General features: G+C 62.9%; 24 protein-coding genes. 23 read left to right on the forward strand and 1 reads right to left on the reverse strand.

Annotation, left to right across the window (positions count from 1 at the left end; all coding sequences use genetic code 11):
* Window positions 1–97: 97 nt before the first annotated feature.
* Complete coding sequence (locus AN189_RS04385) at window positions 98–1285, reverse strand: cytochrome b/b6 domain-containing protein (protein WP_056031610.1); 1188 nt, start codon at window positions 1283–1285, stop codon at window positions 98–100.
* 137 nt (window positions 1286–1422) lie between these two features.
* Here AN189_RS04385 and fabD point away from each other — a divergent pair, with 137 nt between their 5' ends.
* From fabD to AN189_RS04500, 23 genes are all read left to right on the forward strand, one after another.
* A complete protein-coding gene (gene fabD, locus AN189_RS04390; RefSeq protein ID WP_056031612.1) occupies window positions 1423–2361 on the forward strand; it encodes an ACP S-malonyltransferase in 939 nt (312 codons plus the stop codon).
* Between the two features lie 3 nt (window positions 2362–2364).
* Window positions 2365–3102: a 3-oxoacyl-[acyl-carrier-protein] reductase gene (gene fabG / locus AN189_RS04395; protein ID WP_056031614.1), complete on the forward strand. Its 738-nt coding sequence runs from the start codon at window positions 2365–2367 to the stop codon at window positions 3100–3102.
* Window positions 3103–3237: 135 nt separating this feature from the next.
* Window positions 3238–3471 (forward strand): acyl carrier protein, encoded by a 234-nt coding sequence (locus AN189_RS04400; RefSeq protein WP_056031618.1) that lies wholly within the window; start codon window positions 3238–3240, stop codon window positions 3469–3471.
* Window positions 3472–3684: 213 nt separating this feature from the next.
* Entirely contained in the window at window positions 3685–4947 is a 1263-nt protein-coding gene (gene fabF, locus AN189_RS04405) for a beta-ketoacyl-ACP synthase II (protein ID WP_056031619.1), read from the forward strand.
* On the forward strand, window positions 4948–6108 hold the full coding sequence (gene mltG, locus AN189_RS04410; protein WP_056031622.1) for an endolytic transglycosylase MltG: 1161 nt from the start codon (window positions 4948–4950) through the stop codon (window positions 6106–6108).
* Between the two features lie 176 nt (window positions 6109–6284).
* On the forward strand, window positions 6285–6629 hold the full coding sequence (locus AN189_RS19090) for a hypothetical protein (protein WP_056031625.1): 345 nt from the start codon (window positions 6285–6287) through the stop codon (window positions 6627–6629).
* Window positions 6556–7899: a DNA-packaging protein gene (locus AN189_RS04420; RefSeq protein WP_056031629.1), complete on the forward strand. Its 1344-nt coding sequence runs from the start codon at window positions 6556–6558 to the stop codon at window positions 7897–7899. The genes AN189_RS19090 and AN189_RS04420 overlap by 74 nt, the downstream gene beginning before the upstream one ends.
* Window positions 7900–7999: 100 nt before the next feature.
* Window positions 8000–9169: a phage portal protein gene (locus AN189_RS04425; protein ID WP_056032135.1), complete on the forward strand. Its 1170-nt coding sequence runs from the start codon at window positions 8000–8002 to the stop codon at window positions 9167–9169.
* The gene (locus AN189_RS04430) at window positions 9166–9375 is read left to right on the forward strand and encodes a hypothetical protein (protein ID WP_056031632.1); all 210 of its coding nucleotides are present in this window, start codon (window positions 9166–9168) and stop codon (window positions 9373–9375) included. Before AN189_RS04425 ends, AN189_RS04430 begins: the two co-directional genes overlap by 4 nt.
* 26 nt (window positions 9376–9401) lie before the next feature.
* Complete coding sequence (locus AN189_RS04435; RefSeq protein ID WP_056031635.1) at window positions 9402–9944, forward strand: HK97 family phage prohead protease; 543 nt, start codon at window positions 9402–9404, stop codon at window positions 9942–9944.
* A 34-nt stretch (window positions 9945–9978) separates the two neighbouring features.
* Window positions 9979–11160 carry a phage major capsid protein gene (locus tag AN189_RS04440; protein WP_056031637.1) on the forward strand — a complete coding sequence of 394 codons (1182 nt, stop codon included), beginning with the start codon at window positions 9979–9981 and terminating at the stop codon, window positions 11158–11160.
* Between the two features lie 117 nt (window positions 11161–11277).
* Window positions 11278–11877: a head-tail connector protein gene (locus AN189_RS04445; protein WP_056032138.1), complete on the forward strand. Its 600-nt coding sequence runs from the start codon at window positions 11278–11280 to the stop codon at window positions 11875–11877.
* Entirely contained in the window at window positions 11874–12212 is a 339-nt protein-coding gene (locus AN189_RS04450) for a head-tail adaptor protein (protein WP_056031640.1), read from the forward strand. The genes AN189_RS04445 and AN189_RS04450 overlap by 4 nt, the downstream gene beginning before the upstream one ends.
* A complete protein-coding gene (locus tag AN189_RS04455) occupies window positions 12209–12619 on the forward strand; it encodes a DUF3168 domain-containing protein (RefSeq protein WP_056031643.1) in 411 nt (136 codons plus the stop codon). Before AN189_RS04450 ends, AN189_RS04455 begins: the two co-directional genes overlap by 4 nt.
* Before the next feature lie 31 nt (window positions 12620–12650).
* The gene (locus tag AN189_RS04460) at window positions 12651–13064 is read left to right on the forward strand and encodes a phage major tail protein, TP901-1 family (RefSeq protein WP_056031646.1); all 414 of its coding nucleotides are present in this window, start codon (window positions 12651–12653) and stop codon (window positions 13062–13064) included.
* The gene (locus AN189_RS04465; RefSeq protein WP_056032142.1) at window positions 13064–13378 is read left to right on the forward strand and encodes a gene transfer agent family protein; all 315 of its coding nucleotides are present in this window, start codon (window positions 13064–13066) and stop codon (window positions 13376–13378) included. Before AN189_RS04460 ends, AN189_RS04465 begins: the two co-directional genes overlap by 1 nt.
* A complete protein-coding gene (locus AN189_RS04470) occupies window positions 13375–13581 on the forward strand; it encodes a rcc01693 family protein (RefSeq protein ID WP_056031649.1) in 207 nt (68 codons plus the stop codon). The genes AN189_RS04465 and AN189_RS04470 overlap by 4 nt, the downstream gene beginning before the upstream one ends.
* Entirely contained in the window at window positions 13574–14233 is a 660-nt protein-coding gene (locus AN189_RS04475; protein WP_056031653.1) for a phage tail tape measure protein, read from the forward strand. Before AN189_RS04470 ends, AN189_RS04475 begins: the two co-directional genes overlap by 8 nt.
* Before the next feature lie 12 nt (window positions 14234–14245).
* The gene (locus AN189_RS04480) at window positions 14246–14878 is read left to right on the forward strand and encodes a DUF2460 domain-containing protein (protein ID WP_056031655.1); all 633 of its coding nucleotides are present in this window, start codon (window positions 14246–14248) and stop codon (window positions 14876–14878) included.
* Window positions 14875–15756, forward strand: a complete 882-nt coding sequence (locus AN189_RS04485) for a DUF2163 domain-containing protein (RefSeq protein ID WP_056031658.1) — start codon at window positions 14875–14877, stop codon at window positions 15754–15756. Before AN189_RS04480 ends, AN189_RS04485 begins: the two co-directional genes overlap by 4 nt.
* On the forward strand, window positions 15753–16181 hold the full coding sequence (locus AN189_RS04490; protein ID WP_056031661.1) for an NlpC/P60 family protein: 429 nt from the start codon (window positions 15753–15755) through the stop codon (window positions 16179–16181). The genes AN189_RS04485 and AN189_RS04490 overlap by 4 nt, the downstream gene beginning before the upstream one ends.
* Window positions 16182–16187: 6 nt before the next feature.
* Window positions 16188–20111 (forward strand): glycoside hydrolase/phage tail family protein, encoded by a 3924-nt coding sequence (locus AN189_RS04495; RefSeq protein WP_056031665.1) that lies wholly within the window; start codon window positions 16188–16190, stop codon window positions 20109–20111.
* The gene (locus AN189_RS04500) at window positions 20111–20419 is read left to right on the forward strand and encodes a hypothetical protein (RefSeq protein ID WP_056031667.1); all 309 of its coding nucleotides are present in this window, start codon (window positions 20111–20113) and stop codon (window positions 20417–20419) included. The genes AN189_RS04495 and AN189_RS04500 overlap by 1 nt, the downstream gene beginning before the upstream one ends.
* Window positions 20420–20429 lie beyond the last annotated feature (10 nt).

The raw sequence follows: 20429 nt of genomic DNA on the forward strand, positions 1-20429 counted from the left end.
TTTTCCATGCGGTGGCCTGAACGGTCGATGCAAAACAAAGGGCCCGCTGCATGACGCAGCGGGCCCTTTGTTTTCACCGCGTGATGCGGGGTTTTCGTCAGTTGTTGCGTGTCGCGGTGAGGTCCATCGTGACGATCACGTCAAAAGCCAGATTGGATTCGCCTTCCATGCTTTCGCCGATATTGAATGTCTGGCGGTTCAGCGTGGTTTGCCCGGTAGCCGTGGCCGTGTCGCCGTCAAGCGTCAGCGAAAATGGCAGGGTGACGGGTGCCTCGATCCCCTTGAGCGTGAGTGTTCCGTCCGCGACATAGCTGCCGTCGTCCTGAACCGTGATGGGCGCTGCAAAGGTGGCTGTCGGGAAATTGGCCTGATTGAAAAAGTCAGGCCCCATGGCCTGATCCGTCACCGAGCCCAGCGTCAGTGACCCGATGGAGACCGTGACCTCGACCGCGCCTGCATCCGCTGTGGCGTCGGGGTCAAAGGTGATGGATGCGGTCCAGTCGGCAAAGCTGCCTGTGACCTCGTCGCCCATCTGCACCACTGTGATGCCAAGTGCTCCGTCCTGAACGGTCCAGTCCGATGCGACCTCGGCCAGTGCTTCGGTTGCGGGTGCCGCGGTTGTGCCTGCGGCCATGCCAGCGCCGACGCCTGCACCGATTGCCAGTGCAGCGGCGGCCAGCGCCGGAGCAGCGATTGGCGTGCGGTGATAGGCGACATCCGGCATCTGCGATTTCCCGAACCACATGCGGCGCAGGGTGGCGTCCTTGTCGATGAAATGATGTTTGAGCGCACCTGCGATATGCAGGGCAAGCGCGCCAATCAGCACCTTGGTCAGGATGATGTGCATGCTGCCGAACAGATGCGCGACATCGGGGTCCTTGGGGACGAAAGGCAGGGATTGTCCGAACGGCCACCAGATCGGGGCGAACCCGGTCGAGGCGGCGTGGTCGATCCAGCCCGTCAGCGGCACGAGGACCAGACTGCCGTAAAGCGTCCAGTGCACGATTTCCGCAAGCAGCGTTTCCGTCTTGCGTTCAGGGTGCAGGGGGCCGGGTTTGCGATGGCCGATTGCCCAGACGATACGCAGGAGGGCCACGAAAAACAAAAGCACGCCCAAGGTCTTGTGGGTCGAAAAGAGCGTTGTCTTGATCGCGAGTGCGGAATCGGTATCCGCAGCCCAGTCATTGGCCAACGTGCCGAGGATCAGCAGGGCGAGGATGAGTACGGCCGTCAGCCAGTGAAACGTCTTGGTCACCGTGCTGTAGGTTGTCGGGGTGTCGGACATGGGCGCAAATCCTTTCAATTTGGTGCAGATATAGCCTGTTCCAAAGCAAGGTCGCAATTTGCATTGACGCAGAGGCATTGTGCGACTTGGGGGCTTTGGCTATCCAAGCCGTCAATTGACAAATGACAGGAGACCTCATGCGCGCATTCGTTTTTCCCGGCCAAGGGGCCCAGACCATAGGGATGGGCAAGGCGCTGGCGGAGGCCTATCCGGCGGCGCAGGCCGTTTTCGACACCGTGGACGACGCCTTGGGCGAAAAGCTGTCCGCGCTGATCTGGGACGGTGACGCCGACACGCTGCAATTGACCCGCAATGCCCAACCCGCGCTGATGGCGACGTCGCTGGCTGCCATGGCGGCACTCGAGGCCGAGGGGATCACGATATCCGATGCGGCCTATGTGGCGGGGCATTCGCTGGGTGAATATTCGGCACTGGCGGCGGCTGGCGCATTGGACATTGCAGACTGCGCGCGGCTGCTGCGCACGCGCGGCGAGGCGATGCAGAATGCCGTGCCCGTCGGCGAGGGTGCCATGGCTGCGGTGCTGGGGCTGAGCATCGCGCAGGTCGAGGTGGTGGTCGCCGCCGCCGCTGACGCGGGCGTCTGCGAGGTGGCGAACGAAAACGATCCGTCCCAGACCGTGATTTCCGGGGCCAAGGCCGCGGTGGAACGTGCGGCTGTTCTGGCAAAGGAGGCCGGTGCGAAGCGTGCCCTGATGCTGCCGGTTTCGGCCCCGTTTCATTGTGCGCTGATGGCACCCGCAGCGCAGGTGATGCAGGAGGCGCTGTCTGCCGTGACAATCCGCGCCCCGCGTGTTCCGGTTGTGGCGAATGTCAAAGCAACTGCTGTGACGGACCCTGACGAGATTCGCGCCCTGCTGGTTGCGCAGGTTGCGGGTCGCGTGCGGTGGTCCACGTCTGTTGCGTGGATGGCCGATCAGGGGGTCACGGCATTTACCGAGATCGGTGCAGGCAAGGCATTGTCCGGCATGATCCGCAGGATCGCAAAAGACGCGGCGTGTGCGAATGTCGGCACGCCCGAAGAGGCAAAGGCGGTTGCAGCCGCGATGAAGGGATAAGAGATGTTCGATTTGACAGGTAAGAATGCGCTGGTGACGGGTGCCTCTGGCGGGATCGGCGGGGCCATTGCGACCGCGCTGCATGGGGCGGGGGCCACGGTGGGTCTGTCCGGCACACGGGTCGAACCGCTGGAGGCGCTTGCGGCCGAGCTGGGCGAACGGGTTCACGTGCTGCCTTGCAACCTGAGCGATGCAGAGGCCGTCACGGCACTGCCGAAACAGGCGATCGAGGCGATGGGGTCGCTGGACATTCTGGTGAACAACGCCGGGATCACGCGCGACAACATCTTTATGCGGATGTCGGATGATGAATGGGCCAGCGTGCTGGACGTCAACCTGACATCCAGCATGCGGCTGTGCAAAGGGGCCATTCGCGGCATGATGAAATCGCGTTGGGGCCGGATCGTGAACATCACCTCCGTCGTTGGCGCGACCGGCAACCCCGGTCAGGCGAATTATGCAGCGAGCAAGGCCGGTATGGTCGGCATGAGCAAATCCATCGCCTACGAGGTCGCAAGTCGCGGAATCACGGTCAACTGCGTGGCACCCGGTTTCATCGCCACACCGATGACAGACGCACTGAACGACGAACAGCGCAGCGGTATTCTGGGCCAGATTCCGGCAGGCAGGATGGGCGAGGCAGACGAGATTGCAGCCGCTGTTCTGTATCTGGCAAGCCCCGAGGCTGCCTACGTCACCGGTGCGACCTTGCATGTGAATGGCGGAATGGCCATGCTCTGAGCCGTGACCGGTCTGAGTGCGAAAGCGTTTGCGTGCTCTCGTTTCTCTGCTATAGGCCGGGCGGAAACGAATAAACGGGCCATTTGGTCCGTTTCAAAACCGGGGCATGCCCCATACAGAACGTGAGGATATTTCATGAGCGACGTCGAAGGCCGCGTACGCAAGATCGTTGTAGAGCATCTTGGTGTTGAAGAAGACAAAGTCGTCGAAAGCGCGTCGTTCATCGACGACCTGGGCGCAGACAGCCTCGACACCGTCGAGCTGGTGATGGCATTCGAAGAGGAATTCGGTATCGAAATCCCCGACGATGCAGCCGAGACCATCCAGACGTTCGGCGATGCGGTCAAGTTCATCAAGGGCGCGCTGTAAGCCAGCGTTCCGGTCCTCTTGGACCTTCTGATACAAAAGACCCCCGGTTCAGCCGGGGGTCTTTTTTGTTGTGATGGGGCCTTTGATCGGCTGAATCGCGCGGATTGCCGGGGTGACCCGTGCAGGTGACTGCATCGCTGCCCTGCGGCACTTGCCCCTGCTGACGATGTTACGGTATCAGGTCGGCAATTCTCTGTCGGAAAGGTACGAATTATGCGCCGGGTCGTTGTTACGGGATTGGGACTTGTCACGCCGCTGGCCGATGGGGTCGAGGCAAGCTGGAGCCGCATTCTGGACGGGCAGTCTGGTGCCGGTCCGATCACCCAGTTTGATCCCACCGGGCTGGCAACCACCTATGCTTGCGAGGTGCCACGCGGTGACGGGACCGACGGCACGTTCAATGCCGACGCGTACATGGAGCCGAAAGAGCAGCGCAAGGTCGATACATTCATCATGTTCGGCATCGCGGCAGCACAGCAGGCGATCGAGGATTCCGGCTGGGCACCGACCGCGACCGAGGATCTGGAACGCACCGGCGTTCTGATCGGGTCGGGGATCGGTGGTCTGAATTCCATCGCGAACACTGCGATCATGATGGAAGAAAAAGGCCCGCGCCGTGTGTCGCCGTTCTTTGTGCCGGGGGCGTTGATCAACCTGATTTCCGGGCAGGTCAGCATCCGCTACGGGTTCAAGGGGCCGAACCATTCGGTCGTGACCGCCTGTTCGACCGGTGCGCACGCCATCGGCGACGCCAGCCGTCTGATCCAGTATGGGGATGCGGATGTGATGATCGCAGGTGGGGCCGAGGCCGCGATCTGCAAGATCGGTATCGCGGGGTTCAACGCCTGCAAGGCCTTGTCCACGGACCGTGCGGACGATCCCACCAAGGCGTCGCGCCCCTGGGACAAGGACCGTGACGGTTTCGTCATGGGCGAGGGTGCGGGTATCGTCGTGCTGGAAGAATACGAGCATGCCAAGGCGCGCGGGGCCAAGATCTATGCCGAGGTCAAGGGCTATGGTCTGTCGGGCGACGCGCATCACATCACTGCACCGCCCCCTGATCACGAAGGGGCAGAGCGTGCGATGCGTGCGGCCTGCCGGAATGCCGGGATCACCCCGCAGGACATCAACTATGTCAACGCGCATGGCACCTCGACCATGGCCGACACCATCGAACTGGGTGCCGTGGAACGTATGGTCGGGCCGGAAGCTGCGGCCAAACTGGTGATGTCGTCGACGAAATCCGCAACCGGTCACCTGCTGGGTGCCGCGGGTGCGATCGAGGCGATTTTCAGCATTCTGGCGATCCGTGATCAGGTGGCACCGCCGACGTTGAACCTGGATCAGGTCGATGCCGAAACGCAGGTCGATCTGTGCGCCAACGAAAAACGCCCCTGCAAGATCGACATTGCCTTGTCGAATTCATTTGGATTCGGCGGAACCAACGCAAGTCTGGTGTTGGGGAAGGTCGAATAAATGTGGCGACACATCGCGTCCAACGCACTGACGTTCATGGTCGTGGCGCTGTTTGTCAGTGCAGGCGTCGTGGCGTGGGGCACGCAGCAGTACAGTAACCCCGGCCCATTGGCGCAAGGGATCTGTCTGCAGGTGCCCGGCGGGTCGAACATGCGGCGGGTGAGCGAGGATCTGGAGGCGCAGGGCGCTGTCAGTTCGGCTGCCATTTTTCGCATGGGCGCGGATTACACCGAAAAGGCATCCGAGCTAAAGGCAGGCAGTTTCCTGATTGCCGAAGGCGCATCAATGGCCGAGATCGTGGATACGGTGACGCGCGGCGGGGCCAGCACATGCGGTACCGAGATCGTCTACCGCGTCGGTGTGCGGGTTAACGAGGTGCAGGTGCGGGAACTGGACCCTGCCACCGGTCGCTATGAGGAAGTTGCCGCATTCACGCCGGGCGAAGGTGAAGTGCCGTCTGAATACACTGCGGTGCTGGATGCCGCGGACACGCGCCTGAGACTGGCCGTGGCCGAAGGCACGACCGCCTGGCAGGTGGTGCAGGCGCTGAATGCGATTGACGTGCTGGAAGGCCCCTTGGACGACATTCCGGCAGAAGGGAGTCTGGCACCCGATAGCTATGAGTTTACCGCAGGCATTACGCGGGGCAGCATCATTGACCGGATGACCGAGCGCCAAGAGAATATTCTGGCCGAAGCCTGGGCTGCGCGTGTCGACGGGTTGCCGCTGGATTCGCCGGAAGAGGCACTGATCCTTGCGTCGTTGATCGAAAAGGAAACCGCTGTTGCCGACGAGCGTCGTCAGGTTGCCAGCGTTTTCGTCAACCGCCTGGAACGCGGCATGCGTCTGCAAACGGACCCTGCCGTCATCTATGGTGTCACCGAGGGGCGTAGCGTGCTTGATCGCGGGTTGCGGCGTAGCGAGTTGGATACGCCGACGCCGTGGAATACCTACACGATCCCGGCCTTGCCACCCACGCCCATCGCCAACCCCGGGCGGGCAAGCATCGAGGCCGCACTTGATCCCGATACAACGGACTATGTGTTCTTTGTCGCCGATGGCACGGGTGGGCATGCATTCGCGACCAACCTTGATGACCACAATCGTAATGTCGCCGCCTGGCGTGTCATCGAGGCAGAGCGCGCAGCCAACGATGGTTAAGCGCGCTGATCTAACGGACCGTTAGGGGCTCCGGCCTGTCAGGGCACTGTATTTATTGTAAAATTAATGGCTCGCCTTCTAGCTGGAGGCGGGCCGATTTCGTTCTGACGTGCCGGTTGCGCCGTCATGCCGCCGTTTGTCGGAATGGCTTGGCCAGACCTGATTGGCGGAAGCAGATGACAGATAATGACGACCCGAACGGGGACGGGCGTGCTGCGGCATTGTCCCGGCAGCACGAAATTGCAGGGCTATATGCGACGCTGCGCGCCGCGATCCTGAAAGAGATCGAAACGCTGGGCGCGTCTGACGGGGCCTCGCCGAAACTGTTGGTTGGCAAGATCGGCGAGTTGTCGGCGGCCCATCTGATCCTACTGAAAGCAGAGGAGGCCTTTCGTGAGAAATACGCCCAAGACGATGCGAATATCCCCGACTACGACGCATTGCGCGTTGAGATCGGGTGCGCACTTGATCGCATCAGGGCCAGCCTCGCAACAGAAGGCGTTTCTGGCGGGGCTGAGTGACAGGGCCGTTGCCGGGTTGCCGTATCTGTTCGATTTCTGGGCGATGGCGCATCAGGTTCCCCCCGATGGTGATTGGCGTGCTTGGGTGGTGCTGGGCGGCCGTGGCGCAGGCAAGACACGGGCGGGGGCCGAGTGGGTCCGGGCGATGGCCGAAGGACCGATGCCTCTGACGCGGGGCCGTGCACGGCGGATCGCGATTATCGGTGAAACCTACGATCAGGCACGCGAGGTCATGGTCATGGGGGATAGCGGTATCGTTGCCTGTTCCCCCGATGACCGGGGGCCAAAGTGGATTGCGGGGCGCAAATTGTTGCGCTGGCCGAACGGGGCCGAGGCGCAGGTGTTTTCGGCGTTCGACCCAGAGGCGCTGCGCGGCCCGCAATTCGACGCCGTCTGGGCGGATGAGGTTGCCAAGTGGAAAAACGGCAGCGCCACCTGGGACATGGTGGAATTCGGTCTGCGGCTTGGGGCCTGTCCGCAGGCGGTGGTCACGACGACGCCGCGCAATGCGCCTGTGCTGAAAGAGATGCTGGCCCGGTCCAGCACCGTGGTCACCCATGCGACGACGTTTGACAATGTGGCGAACCTCGCGCCGTCGTTTCTGGCAGAGGTCCGGCGGCGTTATGGCGGCACCCGGCTGGGGCGCCAGGAACTGGACGGTGTGTTGCTGGATGATGCCGAGGGTGCGCTGTGGACAACCGCGCAGCTGGACGGGCTGATCCGCAAGGACATCGAAAGCCTGGAGCGCATTGTCGTCGCTGTCGATCCACCGGTCACAGGTCACAAGGGGTCTGATGCCTGCGGGATCATCGTGGCGGGTGTCGTCTGCAAGGGGCCGCCGCATGCCTGGCGCGGCTATGTGCTGGAGGACGCAAGTGTGCAGGCGGCGCGACCGCTGGATTGGGCCAAGGCCGCCGTCGCAGCCTACCATCGGCATGGTGCGGACCGGCTGGTGGCCGAGGTCAATCAGGGGGGCGATATGGTCGAAACCATCGTCCGCCAGATTGATCCGCTGATTTCCTACCGCGGCGTGAATGCCCGTCGGGGCAAGATTGCTAGGGCGGAACCGGTGGCCGCGCTCTATGAGCAGATGCGCATCAAGCATGCGCGCGGGTTGGGTGAACTGGAAGACCAGATGTGTCTGATGACGCGGGCTGGTTTCGTGGGGCAGGGATCGCCGGACCGTGTCGATGCGCTGGTATGGGCCATGCACGAGCTGATGATCGCGCCGGCCAAGGCATGGCAGGCACCGCGCCTGCGCCGGTTGTGAGGTGTTGCGCAGACAGCGCGCGGTGCAATCGGTCTTTGGCAAGGTTTCGGGTTCAGAACGTTTTTCCAAGGACAGTCAGTCCGTCCCCGAGGAGTGCGAGATGTTTGAATTCTGGAACAAGGCGACCGGGCCTGCGGCCACCGAGGTGAAGGCCTCGGCCACGGGGAAGGTCGTCAGCTGGGCGACGCAGGGTCGTGTCGCCTGGAGCGCGCGGGACAACGCATCGCTGACCCGGGCGGGATTTGCGTCGAACCCGATCGGATTTCGTGCGGTCAAGCTGATTGCAGAAGCCGCTGCCGCACTGCCGTTGGTCACGCAGGACCGCCTGCAACGCTACGATGCCCATCCCGTGCAGACGCTGATCAATCGCCCCAATGCAGCACAGGGGCGGGCCGAGCTGCTGGAGGCGCTTTATGGTCAGTTGTTGCTGACGGGGGACGCCTATCTGGAGGCGGTGGGGGACGGCGGGCTGCCGGTCGAGTTGCATGTCTTGCGGTCGGATCGCATGCGTCTGGTGCCGGGCAGCAACGGCTGGGCCGAGGCCTATGAATATGCGGTCGGTGCCAACAAACACAGGTTTGCCGTCGGGCCCGAAGGATCGGCGATCTGTCATATCAAGAGTTTTCACCCGCAGGACGACCACTATGGTTTCAGTCCGATGCAGGCGGCCGCCAATGCCATTGATGTGCACAATGCGGCCTCGGCCTGGTCCAAGGCCCTGCTGGATAACGCCGCGCGTCCGTCCGGTGCCATCGTCTACAAGGGCGGAGACGGCCAGTCGCAGCTGAGCCAGGATCAGTACAACCGCCTGGTCGACGAGATGGAACATCAGCATCAGGGCGCGCGCAACGCGGGCAGGCCGATGTTGCTGGAAGGCGGGCTGGACTGGAAGCCGATGGGATTTTCCCCGTCCGACATGGAATTCCAAAAGACCAAGGAGGCCGCCGCGCGCGAGATATCGGTCGCGTTTGGCGTGCCCCCCATGCTGCTGGGCATTCCCGGCGACGCGACCTACGCCAATTACCAAGAGGCCAATCGTGCCTTTTATCGGTTGACGGTTCTGCCACTGGCGATGCGGGTGACGAGCGCGATTGCCGACTGGCTGTCGGATTTCACGACGGAACGATTGGATCTGCGGCCTGACCTGGATCAGGTGCCGGCATTGGCCGCCGAACGGGACGCCCAGTGGCGGCGGGTCACAGAGGCCGCATTCCTGACCAACGCTGAAAAACGCAGCCTCTTGGGGTTGCCCGCACAGGATGTCGAATGATGCCGGACAAGGTCGTCACGCTGAAGAACCGCGTTGTTCAACCCGTGTTGCCGCAGGCGGCGGATGTCTGGCACGCGCAGATCAACCAACGTCTGGCCGCGATCGAGCGGATGTTGCGTCGGTTGGAATGGCAGATCTGGGCGTTGTGCTGTGGTGCAATGGCCGTGCTGGGTCTGCACCTGGCGCAATTCCTGCAGGTCCATTGAAACAGCCCCCTGAAAGGGAGAAACGAATGACACTGGAACACAAATTCTGCCCGCCACAGGCCAGGCTGGAGGTGGCGGACGGTTGCGAGATTTCGGGATATGCGTCCTTGTTCGAACAAGCGGACCAAGGTGGCGACCGTGTCTTGCGCGGTGCCTATCGTGCGTCCCTGGAAAAGGTCGCGGCCTCGGGGAACCGGATCAAGATGCTGTGGCAACACGACCCGATGCAGCCGATTGGCGTCTGGGACGAGATCCGGGAGGATGCGCACGGGCTGCACGTGAAGGGACGTATCCTGCGGGACGTGGCACGCGGGCGCGAGGCTGCGGCGTTGATTGATGCGGGGGCGATTGACGGGCTGTCGATCGGGTATCGCACGGTGCGGGCCACCAAGGCGGCTGACGGCGGTCGGAACCTGGCCGAGCTGGAGTTGTGGGAGGTATCCCTTGTGACCTTTCCGATGCTGCAGGACGCCCGCGTTGGCGCAAAATCCGACGATCCCGCCGACACCACGCTGCGCGTGCTGACGACCCTCTTTGTCGATGCGCGCGAGGCGCTGCGCCGGGACTGATCCCGGCACAGGCACTGACCAGAAAGGACCAGACATGGACAAAACCGAGGTGATCCCTCGGGCCGGGAAAGATCTGTCTCCGGCCGAGGACCTGCGGATCGCGATTGGCGATTTCGTGGCGGAATTCAAAACCTTTTCAACCGGCGTTCACGCCACTTTGCAAAAACAGGAAGACCGTATGAACAAGCTTGATCGCAAATCAATGATGGCGCAGCGGCCGGCACTGGCAACGGCTGCGGCAGAAGATGCGCCGCATCATAAGGCCTTTGCCGCGTATCTGCGGTCGGGGGACGACGACGGGTTGCGTGGTCTGACACTGGAAGGCAAGGGCATGAGCACGGCTGTTGCTGCCGACGGTGGCTATCTGGTGGACCCGCAGACAGCCGACACGATCCGAAGCACGTTGAGCGCAACAGCCTCGATCCGTGCGATCGCCAATATCGTGAACGTCGACGCCACGTCGTTCGACGTGCTGATCGATCACACCGAGATGGGGGCGGGATGGGCCACCGAAAGTGACCCCACCTCCGAGACCGACGCGCCGCAGATCGATCGTATCACCATCCCGTTGCACGAGCTGTCGGCCCTGCCCAAGGCGTCGCAACGTCTGCTGGACGACAGTGCCTTTGATATCGAGGGCTGGCTGGCGCAACGTATCGCGGACAAGTTCGCACGGTCGGAGGCGGCCGCCTTTGTCAACGGTGACGGTATCGACAAGCCGCGTGGCATTCTGGCCTATCCGTCGGTCGACAATGAGCTGTGGCAGTGGGGCAACCTGGGCTATGTGCCGACCGGCGTCGACGGGTCGCTGGGCGATGCGGATGCGATCATCGACCTGGTCTATGCGCTGGGGGCCGAATACCGCGCGGGCGCTGCGTTCGTGATGAATTCCCGCACGGCGGGCATGGTACGCAAGCTGAAGGACGCGGACGGGCGTTTTCTGTGGTCCGATGGTCTGGCCAGCGGCGAGCCGGCACGTCTGATGGGCTATCCAGTGCTGATTGCAGAGGACATGCCGGATGCCGGCACTGGTGCGACGCCAATCGCGTTCGGCGATTTCAACGCAGGCTATACCGTGGCGGAACGTCCCGACCTGCGTGTGCTGCGCGACCCGTTTTCGGCCAAGCCGCATGTGCTGTTCTATGCCACCAAGCGCGTGGGTGGCGGTGTGAGCGATTTTGCAGCGATCAAGCTGCTGAAGTTCGGCACCAGCTGATCCTGACGGTGCGACGACCTGCGTTGTCGCACCAGCCTCGGGCGCGTTTCAGATCCTGCCTGCGCTGCGTCCCGACACAATTCCATGATGCGCCAGATGATGACCGGAGACCCATCAATGATGTTAGTCGAGTTGACCAGCGTGCCCACGGCCTCACTGCCGATTGCGGCCCTCAAGGCGCATCTGCGGCTGGGGTCGGGGTTTGAGAGCGACGACGCCCACGACACTGGCCTGGAAACCTATCTGCGTGCGGCCCTTGCGGCCATCGAGGCGCGCACCGGCAAGATATTGATCGAGCGGGAATTCCGTTGGGAATTGCGTGAATGGCGTGATCCAGTGCGCCAGCCCCTGCCGCTGGCCCCCGTCAATGCAATCGTCAGCGTCACCCGGTTTGGTGTTGCGACACCACCCGAGGAGGTGGCGCGCGCACGCTATGCGCTGGAGAGTGATGCACAGCGCCCGACCTTGCATGCGACTGGGGCAGCCTTGCCACGGGTGCCGCAGGGGGGCCGGATCGAAGTTGTCCTGATGGCGGGATTTGGTCCGGAATGGACGGACCTGCCTGCAGATTTGGCACAGGCGGTCATGCTGCTGGCGGCGCATTTTTACGAATACCGGATCGGTGGCGATGCGCGTGACACGTCTTTGCCGCAGGGTGTTGCAGCGCTGATCGAACGCTATCGCACTGTCCGGCTCTTCATGGGGGGGCGGACATGAAGCCGCCTGTTCTGAACCGCGCGCTGACACTGGAAGCACCTGTCGCCCTGCCGGATGGATCGGGTGGGACGGTGACGGACTGGGCCGCGCGGGGCCTTTTGTGGGCGGACATCAAGGCGGGTTCCGGCGGGTTCCGGTTTCAGGGCGAAGCGCGGCTAAGCCGTGTGCCCCTGACCATCACGGTCCGCGCCGCTGCCGTGGGTGACGATGCACGCCCCGTGGCTGGGCAGCGGTTTCGCGAGGGGGCACGGATATTCGCCATTCTGGCGGTGACGGAACGCGATGGCGCGGGGCACTACCTGACGTGCCGCGCCCAAGAGGAGGTCGCGGCATGAGTTATGCAATGTCGCTGTCTCTGCAACAGGCCATTTATCACCGCCTGTCTGCGGACCCTGAACTGACCGCGCTGGTTGGTGGAGATGTCTACGACAATGTCCCCGAAGGTGTGCTGCCGGATCTGTATGTTGTTCTGGGGGCTGAAAAGGTGCGCGATGCCTCTGATGCGGGCGGGGCCGGTGCCATCCATGAATTTACCGTGTCCGTGCTGACGCAAGCGGCGGGTTTTGCGCGTGCAAAGGCGGCAGCCGCCGCCGTGAGCGATGCGGTGACGGGGCACGATCTGGTCTTGAGCCGGGGGCGCGTGCTGGGGCTGCGGTTTCACAAGGCTGCTGCCGCGCGGATCGGAACAGCCGACCGCAGGCGGATCGATCTGATTTTTCATGCGCGGCTGTCAGACGACTGACACCGCAGATTTCACAACAAGGAGCAACGACATGGCAGCCCAAAGTGGTAAGGACCTGTTGGTCAAGGTGGACATGAGCGGTGACGGCACGTTCGAGAGCGCCGCCGGCCTGCGTGCGACACGCATCAGTTTCAACGCAGAGGCCGTCGATGTGACCTCTTTGGAGAGCGAAGGCGGCTGGCGCGAATTGCTGGCGGGTGCAGGGGTCAAGACGGCCGCGATCAGCGGGTCGGGTATTTTCCGCGATGCGGCCACTGACGAGCGGATGCGTCAGGTGTTTTTCGCGGGTGAGACCCCAGCATTCCAGGTTGTCATTCCCGATTTCGGCGTGGTCGAGGGACCGTTCCAGATCAGTTCCATCGAATACGCAGGCACCTTTGACGGCGAGGCGACGTATGAAATGTCGCTGTCGAGTGCGGGTCAGCTGAGCTTTGCCGCGGCATGATGGTCAATCCCCATGCCGGAGAAGTGGCGGTGACGATCGACGGGATACCTCATCGCGCGAAACTGACACTGGGTGCGCTGGCCGCGCTGGAGGCAGAGCTGGACGAGGGCACGTTGATCACGCTCGTCGAGCGGTTCGAAAGCGGGCGCTATCGGGGGCGCGATGTTCTGGCCTTGATCGTGGCCGGGCTGCGTGGCGGTGGCTGGCGCGGACAGGCCGATGACCTGCTGAGTGCTGATATTGCGGGTGGGCCTGTCGGTGCCGCGACTGTTGCGGCCCAGTTGCTGGCACGCGCCTTTGCGCCGCCGTCATGACGCGATTGGATTGGGCGGCATTGCTGCGTGCAGGGATCTGCCAGCTGGGAATGGCACCCGACGCATTCTGGCGGCTGACCCCGGCAGAGCTGTCGCTGATGCTGGGCATTGCTGACGTGCAGCGGCCGATGGATCGCAGCGGCCTGGATGCGCTGTTGGCGGCATTTCCTGACAAGACCGAAGGTGAGGGTGAGGATGACTGAACTGGATCAGATCGACGGCCTGGAGGCGGATATCGACGCGCTGGAGCGCACGCTGGGTGATGCGAGTGCGATGGCACGGACCTTTGACCAGACGTTGCGCGGCATGCAGGGCACGCTGGGCGAGACGACGCGTGATCTGGGAAACCTGACGACCGGGTTCTCGCAGGGATTGCGGCGCGCATTTGATGGCGTTGTCTTTGACGGCCTCAAGCTGTCGGACGCCATGAAGGGTGTCGCGCAGTCGATGATCGACACGTCCTATGCTGCCGCAATCAACCCCGTGATGAAACACGCCGGGGGGCTTTTGTCGGACGGGGTCAATGCGGCGGTGTCCGGTCTGATGCCATTTGCGCAGGGTGGCGCATTCAGCCAGGGCCGCGTGATGCCCTTTGCCAAGGGCGGTGTCGTCAGTGGTGCGACCCGTTTTCCGATGCGCGGTGGCACGGGCCTGATGGGTGAGGCCGGACCAGAGGCCATCATGCCGCTGACCCGTGGCGCAGACGGCAGTCTGGGTGTGCGCGCATCCGGTGGCGGCCATGTCAGCGTCACGATGAACATCACGACCCCTGACGTGCAGGGATTCCAGCGCAGTCAAAGCCAGATCGCAGCACAGATGAGCCGCATGCTGGGGGCTGGCAACCGCAACCGTTGAGGAGACAGGCGCATGGCCTTTCACGACATACGTTTTCCCGCCAACCTGAGTTTTGGTGCGATGGGTGGGCCGGAGCGGCGCACCGACATCGTGACACTGGCCAATGGGTTCGAAGAGCGATCATCGCCCTGGAAACATGCGCGCAGGCGTTATGATGCGGGGATGGGGTTGCGGTCGCTGGACGATATCGAACAGCTGATCGCGTTCTTTGAAGCGCGTGAGGGACAGTTGCACGCGTTCCGCTGGAAAGACTGGTCCGATTTCAAGTCCAGTCTGCCGTCGCAAGCCATCACGCCGCTGGATCAGTTGATCGCCATGGGCGATGACCGGACCCATGCGATCCAGCTGGTCAAAGGCTATACCTCGGGTGAGCAGACCTATCTGCGGCCCATTGCGAAACCTGTTGCGGGAACCGTGCGGGTGGCCGTGGGTGGGGACGAAGTGCAGGAGGGTGTCGATTTCGACATCGATCTCGCGACCGGGATCGTGACTTTTCGCGATGCCCCTGACACCGGTGCAGAGGTGCGTGCCGGTTTCGAATTTGACGTGGCAGTACGGTTTGACACTGACAGGATCGAAACCGCGGTGTCCCATTTTCAGGCGGGTCAGGCCCCCAGCGTGCCCGTGGTCGAGGTGCGGCTATGAGCGCGTCGGGGCTGTTTGCACATCTGGCGACCGGATCGGCCCATGTTTGCCAAGCCTGGTCGATCACCCGCAAGGACGGACGCACCTATGGGTTTACCGACCACGATTGCGACCTGACATTCGACGGCATTCTGTTTCACGCCAATAGCGGGTTAAGCGCGCGCGCGCTTGCGACAAGCACGGGCCTGAGTGTTGACAACTCAGAGGCTGTGGGGCTGCTGCAATCGGACATGATCCGGGAAGCGGATATCGTGGCGGGTCGTCTGGACGGTGCGGAAATCACGCACTGGCTGGTGCGATGGGACAATGTGACAGAACGCGCCATTCGGTTCCGGGGCGAAATCGGGGAAATCACCCGCGAAGGCGGGCAATTCAAGGTGGCACTGCGCGGGCTGGCAGAGCGGTTGAACCAGCCTGTCGGGCGCAGTTTTCTGCGCAGTTGTACGGCGGTTCTGGGTGACCATGCCTGCGGTGTCGATATGGCCGATGACAGGTTGCACAAGGAGCGCAGGATCGACGCGGTCACCGATGCCGCGACATTGACCGTGATGGCCAGCGGCGTGGACGATCACTGGTTCACCAACGGGTTCGTGCGGGTTCTGGACGGGGCCGGGGCCGGTCTGACCGCAGTCATCAAGGACCATCGCGCAGAAGGGAGCCTGCAACGCATTCGCCTGTGGGACGCGCTGCGCGCTGATGTCGTGGCGGGTGACCGTGTGCGTCTGATTGCCGGGTGCGACAAGCGTGCCGAGACCTGTCGGGAAAAATTTGCGAACCTCGTGAACTTTCAGGGTTTCCCGGACATGCCGGGTGACGATTGGCTGATGGCTGTGCCGCGCGCCGATGGGGACGCGGATGGCGGGAGCCTGGTGCGATGAGCCTTGCGGCTGAGATAGCCCGAGACTGGATCGGGACACCCTATGTGCATCAGGCGTCGGTGCGGGGACATGGATGCGATTGCCTGGGATTGGTGCGCGGGGTCTGGCGGACCATGTATGGCAAAGAGCCCGAGACCGTGCCGCGCTATTCGCCAGACTGGGCCGAGCCGCAGGGTGACGAGCGATTGTTGCAAGCCGCTGCCAGGCATCTGATCCCGGCGGACGATGTGTCGATTGCAGCGGGTCAGGTCCTGTTGTTTCGGATGCGTGATGGCGCAATGGCAAAGCATTTGGGCATCGTCGCACAGGTGGGGGACTGCCCGACCTTTGTCCACGCCTACAGCGGTCACGCCGTGACTGAAAGCCCGTTGTCTGCCCCCTGGCAGCGCCGGATTGCGGCGCGTTTCGCATTCAACAAAGGATAAACGGCTATGGCTACTCTGGTTCTATCGGCGGCAGGAATGGCCGCGGGTGGCTCGCTTGGCGGGTCCGTTCTGGGGCTGTCGACAGCGGTCATCGGGCGTGCCGTCGGGGCAACCATTGGGCGGCAGATTGACCAGCGCATTCTCGGGACCGGGAGTGAGCCTGTCGAAGTCGGGCAGGTCGACCGGTTTCGCCTGATGGGCGCAAGCGAGGGCGCGGCGATTCCGCGGCTGCATGGGCGAATGCGTCTGGCCGGCCATGTGATCTGGGCCACGGCATTTCAAGAAGATACCACCGTCACGGGTGGCGGCAGCGGCAAGGGTGCGCCGCGCAGTCCTGATCCGGAGGTGACCACATACAGCTATACCGTCAGCATGGCACTGGCGTTGTGCGAAGGTCAGATTGCGCGGGTCGGGCGGGTCTGGGCAGACGGGGTCGAGGTGTCACCCGTCGATCTGAACATGCGGGTCTACCGTGGCAGCAAGACGCAACAACCCGATCCCAAGATTGCGGTCGTGGAGGGGGCTGCCAATACGCCAGCCTACCGCGGGATCGCCTACGTCGTTTTCGAAGACCTGCCATTGGGACAATTCGGCAACCGCGTGCCGCAATTCACATTCGAAGTGATGCGCCCGGCAGAGCCGGGCACACCAGAGGCGCTGGCCGATCTGTCCCAACAGGTGCGGGCGGTTGCGATGATCCCCGGCACGGGCGAATACGCGCTGGGCACGCGGCAGGTCGAGTTAAGCGCCGGATTCGGCGACAGCCGGGCCATCAACGTCAATTCACCCAGCGGCGGGACCGATTTCAGCACATCGGCCCTGGCGTTGGAGGAGGAATTGCCAAGGTGCCAGTCCGTCAGTCTGGTGGTGTCCTGGTTCGGGACCGATCTGCGTTGCGGTCACTGCGATGTCCGCCCGATGGTCGAGCAATATCAGTCCGAGGGCGACGACCCGTGGATCGTCTGCGATACCAACCGCTATTTCGCGCAGCGCGTGCCGCGCGTTGACGGGCGTCCTGTCTATGGTGGCACACCTTCGGATGCATCCGTGATCCAGGCGATCCGTGATCTGTCAGCACGCGGGATGGAGCCGATGTTCTATCCCTTTATCCTGATGACCCAATTGGCGGGGAACGATCTGCCAAACCCCTGGACGGGCGAGATGGGGCAACCTCGGTTGCCATGGCGAGGGCGGATCACATTGAGCCGGGCACCGGGGCAGGCGCAAGGCCCTGATCGCAGTGCCGCCGCAGCGGGCGAAGTCGCGGATTTCATGGGTACGGCGCAGGCCGATGACTTTGTCCGCGATGGCGAGGTCGTGCGCTATACCGGGCCCGCGGGCTGGGGGTATCGCAGATTTATCCTGCATTACGCGCATCTGTGCAGGATCGCGGGTGGGGTCAAGGCATTCTGCATCGGATCGGAAATGCGAGGGCTGACCCAGATTCGCGGGGCAGGTGACAGTTTCCCTGCGGTGGCCGCACTCAGGCAATTGGCCGCCGATGTGCGTGGGATTCTGGGACCAGGCTGCAAGATCTCTTATGCTGCGGACTGGTCAGAGTATCATGGCTATCAACCAGCCGGGACGGCGGACAAGTATTTTCACCTCGATCCGCTCTGGGCCAGCGACGACATCGATTTCATTGGTATAGACAACTACATGCCGCTGTCGGATTGGCGCGACGGCGAGGAGCACAGCGACGCGTCTGCCGGGTCCATCTACGATCTGGATTATCTGCGTGCGAATGTCGCCGGTGGCGAAGGCTTTGACTGGTATTACCCGACGCCCGAGGCCCGCGCGGCCCAACGGCGTGTTCCGATCACTGATGGCGATGGTGAACCCTGGGTCTGGCGGTACAAGGATCTCTCGGGGTGGTGGCAGAACCGGCATCATGATCGCATCGGGGGGGTCCGGTCTGCTGCATCGACGCCTTGGGTTCCGGGCAGCAAGCCGATCTGGTTCACGGAATTCGGATGCGCGGCCATCGACAAGGGCACGAACCAACCCAACAAGTTTCTGGACCCCAAATCGTCGGAATCGCTCTTGCCCCGATATTCCAGCGGGGCGCGGGATGATTTCATGCAGATGCAGTACTTGCGGGCGATCTGGGGGCATTATGCCGTGCCGCAGAACAACCCGTTGTCTGAAACCGGCCCCTACCGGGGGCGGATGCTGGATATGGACAGGGCGCATGTCTGGTGCTGGGACGCGCGTCCATTCCCGCATTTTCCTGCCAATGCCGCCTTGTGGTCCGACGGTGACAACTATGCTCGTGGGCATTGGCTGAACGGACGTGCGACAGCGCGGACGCTGGCCGGTGTCATGGCGGAGATCTGTGCAGAGGTCGGTCTGACCCGTGTCGATGTCTCACGTCTGTACGGGGTGGTGCGCGGTTATGTGATCGACCGTGTCGGTACGGCCCGTGCGGCGTTGCAACCCTTGCTGCTGGCCTATGGCGTGGACGTGGCCGAGAAGGACGGTGTCCTGGTGTTCCGTAATCGTGACGGGGTCGCCGTGGGTCGGGTTATCCGCGACGATCTGGTACTGGATGACGAACGCGGAGCCGATATCCTGCATGCCCGCGCCCCGGAGGCCGAGGTTACCGGACGCGTGCAGGTTGGCTATGTCGAAAGCGAGGCTGATTATGCCGTCAGTGTGGCCGAGGCCGTTCACGCGTCGGAACCGACGACAACCACGGCACGGACCGAATTTCCGCTGGTTCTGACCCGGACCGAGGGGGCACTGATCGCACATCGCTGGATTAACGAGGCGCGGACCGGCCGCGACACAGTGGCATTTTCGGTTCCGCAATCGCGCGGGGCGCTGGGCGCGGGCGATGTCATTGAACTGGACGACGCGGGGTTGACTGGCCGCTATCGCATCGATCGGATCGAGGAGATCGGGATGCGCCGCATCGAGGCCACACGGTTGCACCCGGAGGTATTCCAACCGCAGCGCCGGTTGGAGGAAGGCACACGCCTGCGCAGCTACAAGGCACCGGGCAAAGTGGTCGGATTGTTCATGGACCTGCCGTTGATCCGGGGTGATGAGGTCCCGCATGAGCCGCATTTTGCCACGACGTCAAAAGACTGGGGGCCAGCGGTGGCCCTCTATTCGGCCCCGTCTGACAATGGCTATGTCCTGCAGGACGTCTTCCGCAGGCGCAGCGTCATCGGAGAACTGACGTCCCCGCTCTCCCGTGGTCGCACGGGATTGTGGGACCGTCAGACCCTGACAGTCAAACTGGTGCACGGTGCGCTCTATGCCGTTGATCCGGAGGACGTACTATTCGGTCGCAACGTGCTGGCGATCGGTGACGGCAGCGCGGATGACTGGGAAATCGTGCAATTTGCGCAGGCGCAGGTGGTCGGGGACCGGACCTTTGCCTTGACAGAGCTGTTGCGCGGACAGGCTGGCAGTCATGCCATGATCCGTGACAGCTGGCCTGTCGGGTCCAAGGTGGTGCTGATGGACGGCCGGCCAGAGCAGGTCACGATCCCCACCTACGCACGCGGGCAGCGGCGACATTTCAGGTTTGGCCCGGTCAAGCGTCCCTACACCGACCGCAGCTATCGACATGTTGTCCATGCGTTCAAAGGCAACGGCTATCGTCCATATCCCGTTGTGCATCTAAGGGCGGATTTCGCTCCAGCGGGGTTGAACGTCGCGTGGATCAGGCAGACGCGGATCGACGGTGACCATTGGGGGCGCGGTGATGTGCCGCTGGGCGAGGAACGCGAACGCTATGTGGTGCAGGTCCGCCAGGGCGACCTGATCCTGCGCGAAGACACGGTACCTGCACCGGCGTGGACCTATCCGCGCGATGATGGGCTGGCCGAGGTCGGAAACGCGGCTTTTGTCGTTGCAGTCGCACAATTGTCCGAACGCTATGGCACCGGCCCGTTCATGTCGATTGCGTTGGGTGGCTGATGCGACCTGTTGGTTTGCTGGATCTCGATGCCACGGCCCGTTGCTTGTGCGTCGTCACCGCGCAGGAACAACATGATCTGGCCCGCGAGATTGTCGCACGTGCCGATGTGGCTGACAGGTATCGCAAGCGCCTCGGGCGGCGACACGCCCTTTATGGCGATGGCACGCTGAGTGCGGCGACTGCGCCATATGCCACCGCGCGCGGGCGTGTGGCGGAACAGACCTATCTGGCCGCGCTACGCATCGTGGTCGATGTGCTGATCGCAAGGCGCGGCTTTTGCTTTTCGGTGCGTCGCTCTATATGGTGACCAAAGATCA

The sequence above is a fragment of the Loktanella sp. 3ANDIMAR09 genome (assembly GCF_001420005.1).
GTDB lineage: Bacteria > Pseudomonadota > Alphaproteobacteria > Rhodobacterales > Rhodobacteraceae > Loktanella.

What these genes read in the sequence shown, in the direction of transcription:
- AN189_RS04385 (WP_056031610.1), bottom strand. Translation starts at nt 1,285, where the DNA reads ATGTCCGACACCCCGACAACCTACAGCACGGTGACCAAGACGTTTCAC.
- fabD (WP_056031612.1), top strand. Translation starts at nt 1,423, where the DNA reads ATGCGCGCATTCGTTTTTCCCGGCCAAGGGGCCCAGACCATAGGGATG.
- fabG (WP_056031614.1), top strand. Translation starts at nt 2,365, where the DNA reads ATGTTCGATTTGACAGGTAAGAATGCGCTGGTGACGGGTGCCTCTGGC.
- AN189_RS04400 (WP_056031618.1), top strand. Translation starts at nt 3,238, where the DNA reads ATGAGCGACGTCGAAGGCCGCGTACGCAAGATCGTTGTAGAGCATCTT.
- fabF (WP_056031619.1), top strand. Translation starts at nt 3,685, where the DNA reads ATGCGCCGGGTCGTTGTTACGGGATTGGGACTTGTCACGCCGCTGGCC.
- mltG (WP_056031622.1), top strand. Translation starts at nt 4,948, where the DNA reads ATGTGGCGACACATCGCGTCCAACGCACTGACGTTCATGGTCGTGGCG.
- AN189_RS19090 (WP_056031625.1), top strand. Translation starts at nt 6,285, where the DNA reads ATGACAGATAATGACGACCCGAACGGGGACGGGCGTGCTGCGGCATTG.
- AN189_RS04425 (WP_056032135.1), top strand. Translation starts at nt 8,000, where the DNA reads ATGTTTGAATTCTGGAACAAGGCGACCGGGCCTGCGGCCACCGAGGTG.
- AN189_RS04430 (WP_056031632.1), top strand. Translation starts at nt 9,166, where the DNA reads ATGATGCCGGACAAGGTCGTCACGCTGAAGAACCGCGTTGTTCAACCC.
- AN189_RS04435 (WP_056031635.1), top strand. Translation starts at nt 9,402, where the DNA reads ATGACACTGGAACACAAATTCTGCCCGCCACAGGCCAGGCTGGAGGTG.
- AN189_RS04440 (WP_056031637.1), top strand. Translation starts at nt 9,979, where the DNA reads ATGGACAAAACCGAGGTGATCCCTCGGGCCGGGAAAGATCTGTCTCCG.
- AN189_RS04445 (WP_056032138.1), top strand. Translation starts at nt 11,278, where the DNA reads ATGATGTTAGTCGAGTTGACCAGCGTGCCCACGGCCTCACTGCCGATT.
- AN189_RS04450 (WP_056031640.1), top strand. Translation starts at nt 11,874, where the DNA reads ATGAAGCCGCCTGTTCTGAACCGCGCGCTGACACTGGAAGCACCTGTC.
- AN189_RS04455 (WP_056031643.1), top strand. Translation starts at nt 12,209, where the DNA reads ATGAGTTATGCAATGTCGCTGTCTCTGCAACAGGCCATTTATCACCGC.
- AN189_RS04460 (WP_056031646.1), top strand. Translation starts at nt 12,651, where the DNA reads ATGGCAGCCCAAAGTGGTAAGGACCTGTTGGTCAAGGTGGACATGAGC.
- AN189_RS04465 (WP_056032142.1), top strand. Translation starts at nt 13,064, where the DNA reads ATGGTCAATCCCCATGCCGGAGAAGTGGCGGTGACGATCGACGGGATA.
- AN189_RS04470 (WP_056031649.1), top strand. Translation starts at nt 13,375, where the DNA reads ATGACGCGATTGGATTGGGCGGCATTGCTGCGTGCAGGGATCTGCCAG.
- AN189_RS04475 (WP_056031653.1), top strand. Translation starts at nt 13,574, where the DNA reads ATGACTGAACTGGATCAGATCGACGGCCTGGAGGCGGATATCGACGCG.
- AN189_RS04480 (WP_056031655.1), top strand. Translation starts at nt 14,246, where the DNA reads ATGGCCTTTCACGACATACGTTTTCCCGCCAACCTGAGTTTTGGTGCG.
- AN189_RS04485 (WP_056031658.1), top strand. Translation starts at nt 14,875, where the DNA reads ATGAGCGCGTCGGGGCTGTTTGCACATCTGGCGACCGGATCGGCCCAT.
- AN189_RS04490 (WP_056031661.1), top strand. Translation starts at nt 15,753, where the DNA reads ATGAGCCTTGCGGCTGAGATAGCCCGAGACTGGATCGGGACACCCTAT.
- AN189_RS04495 (WP_056031665.1), top strand. Translation starts at nt 16,188, where the DNA reads ATGGCTACTCTGGTTCTATCGGCGGCAGGAATGGCCGCGGGTGGCTCG.
- AN189_RS04500 (WP_056031667.1), top strand. Translation starts at nt 20,111, where the DNA reads ATGCGACCTGTTGGTTTGCTGGATCTCGATGCCACGGCCCGTTGCTTG.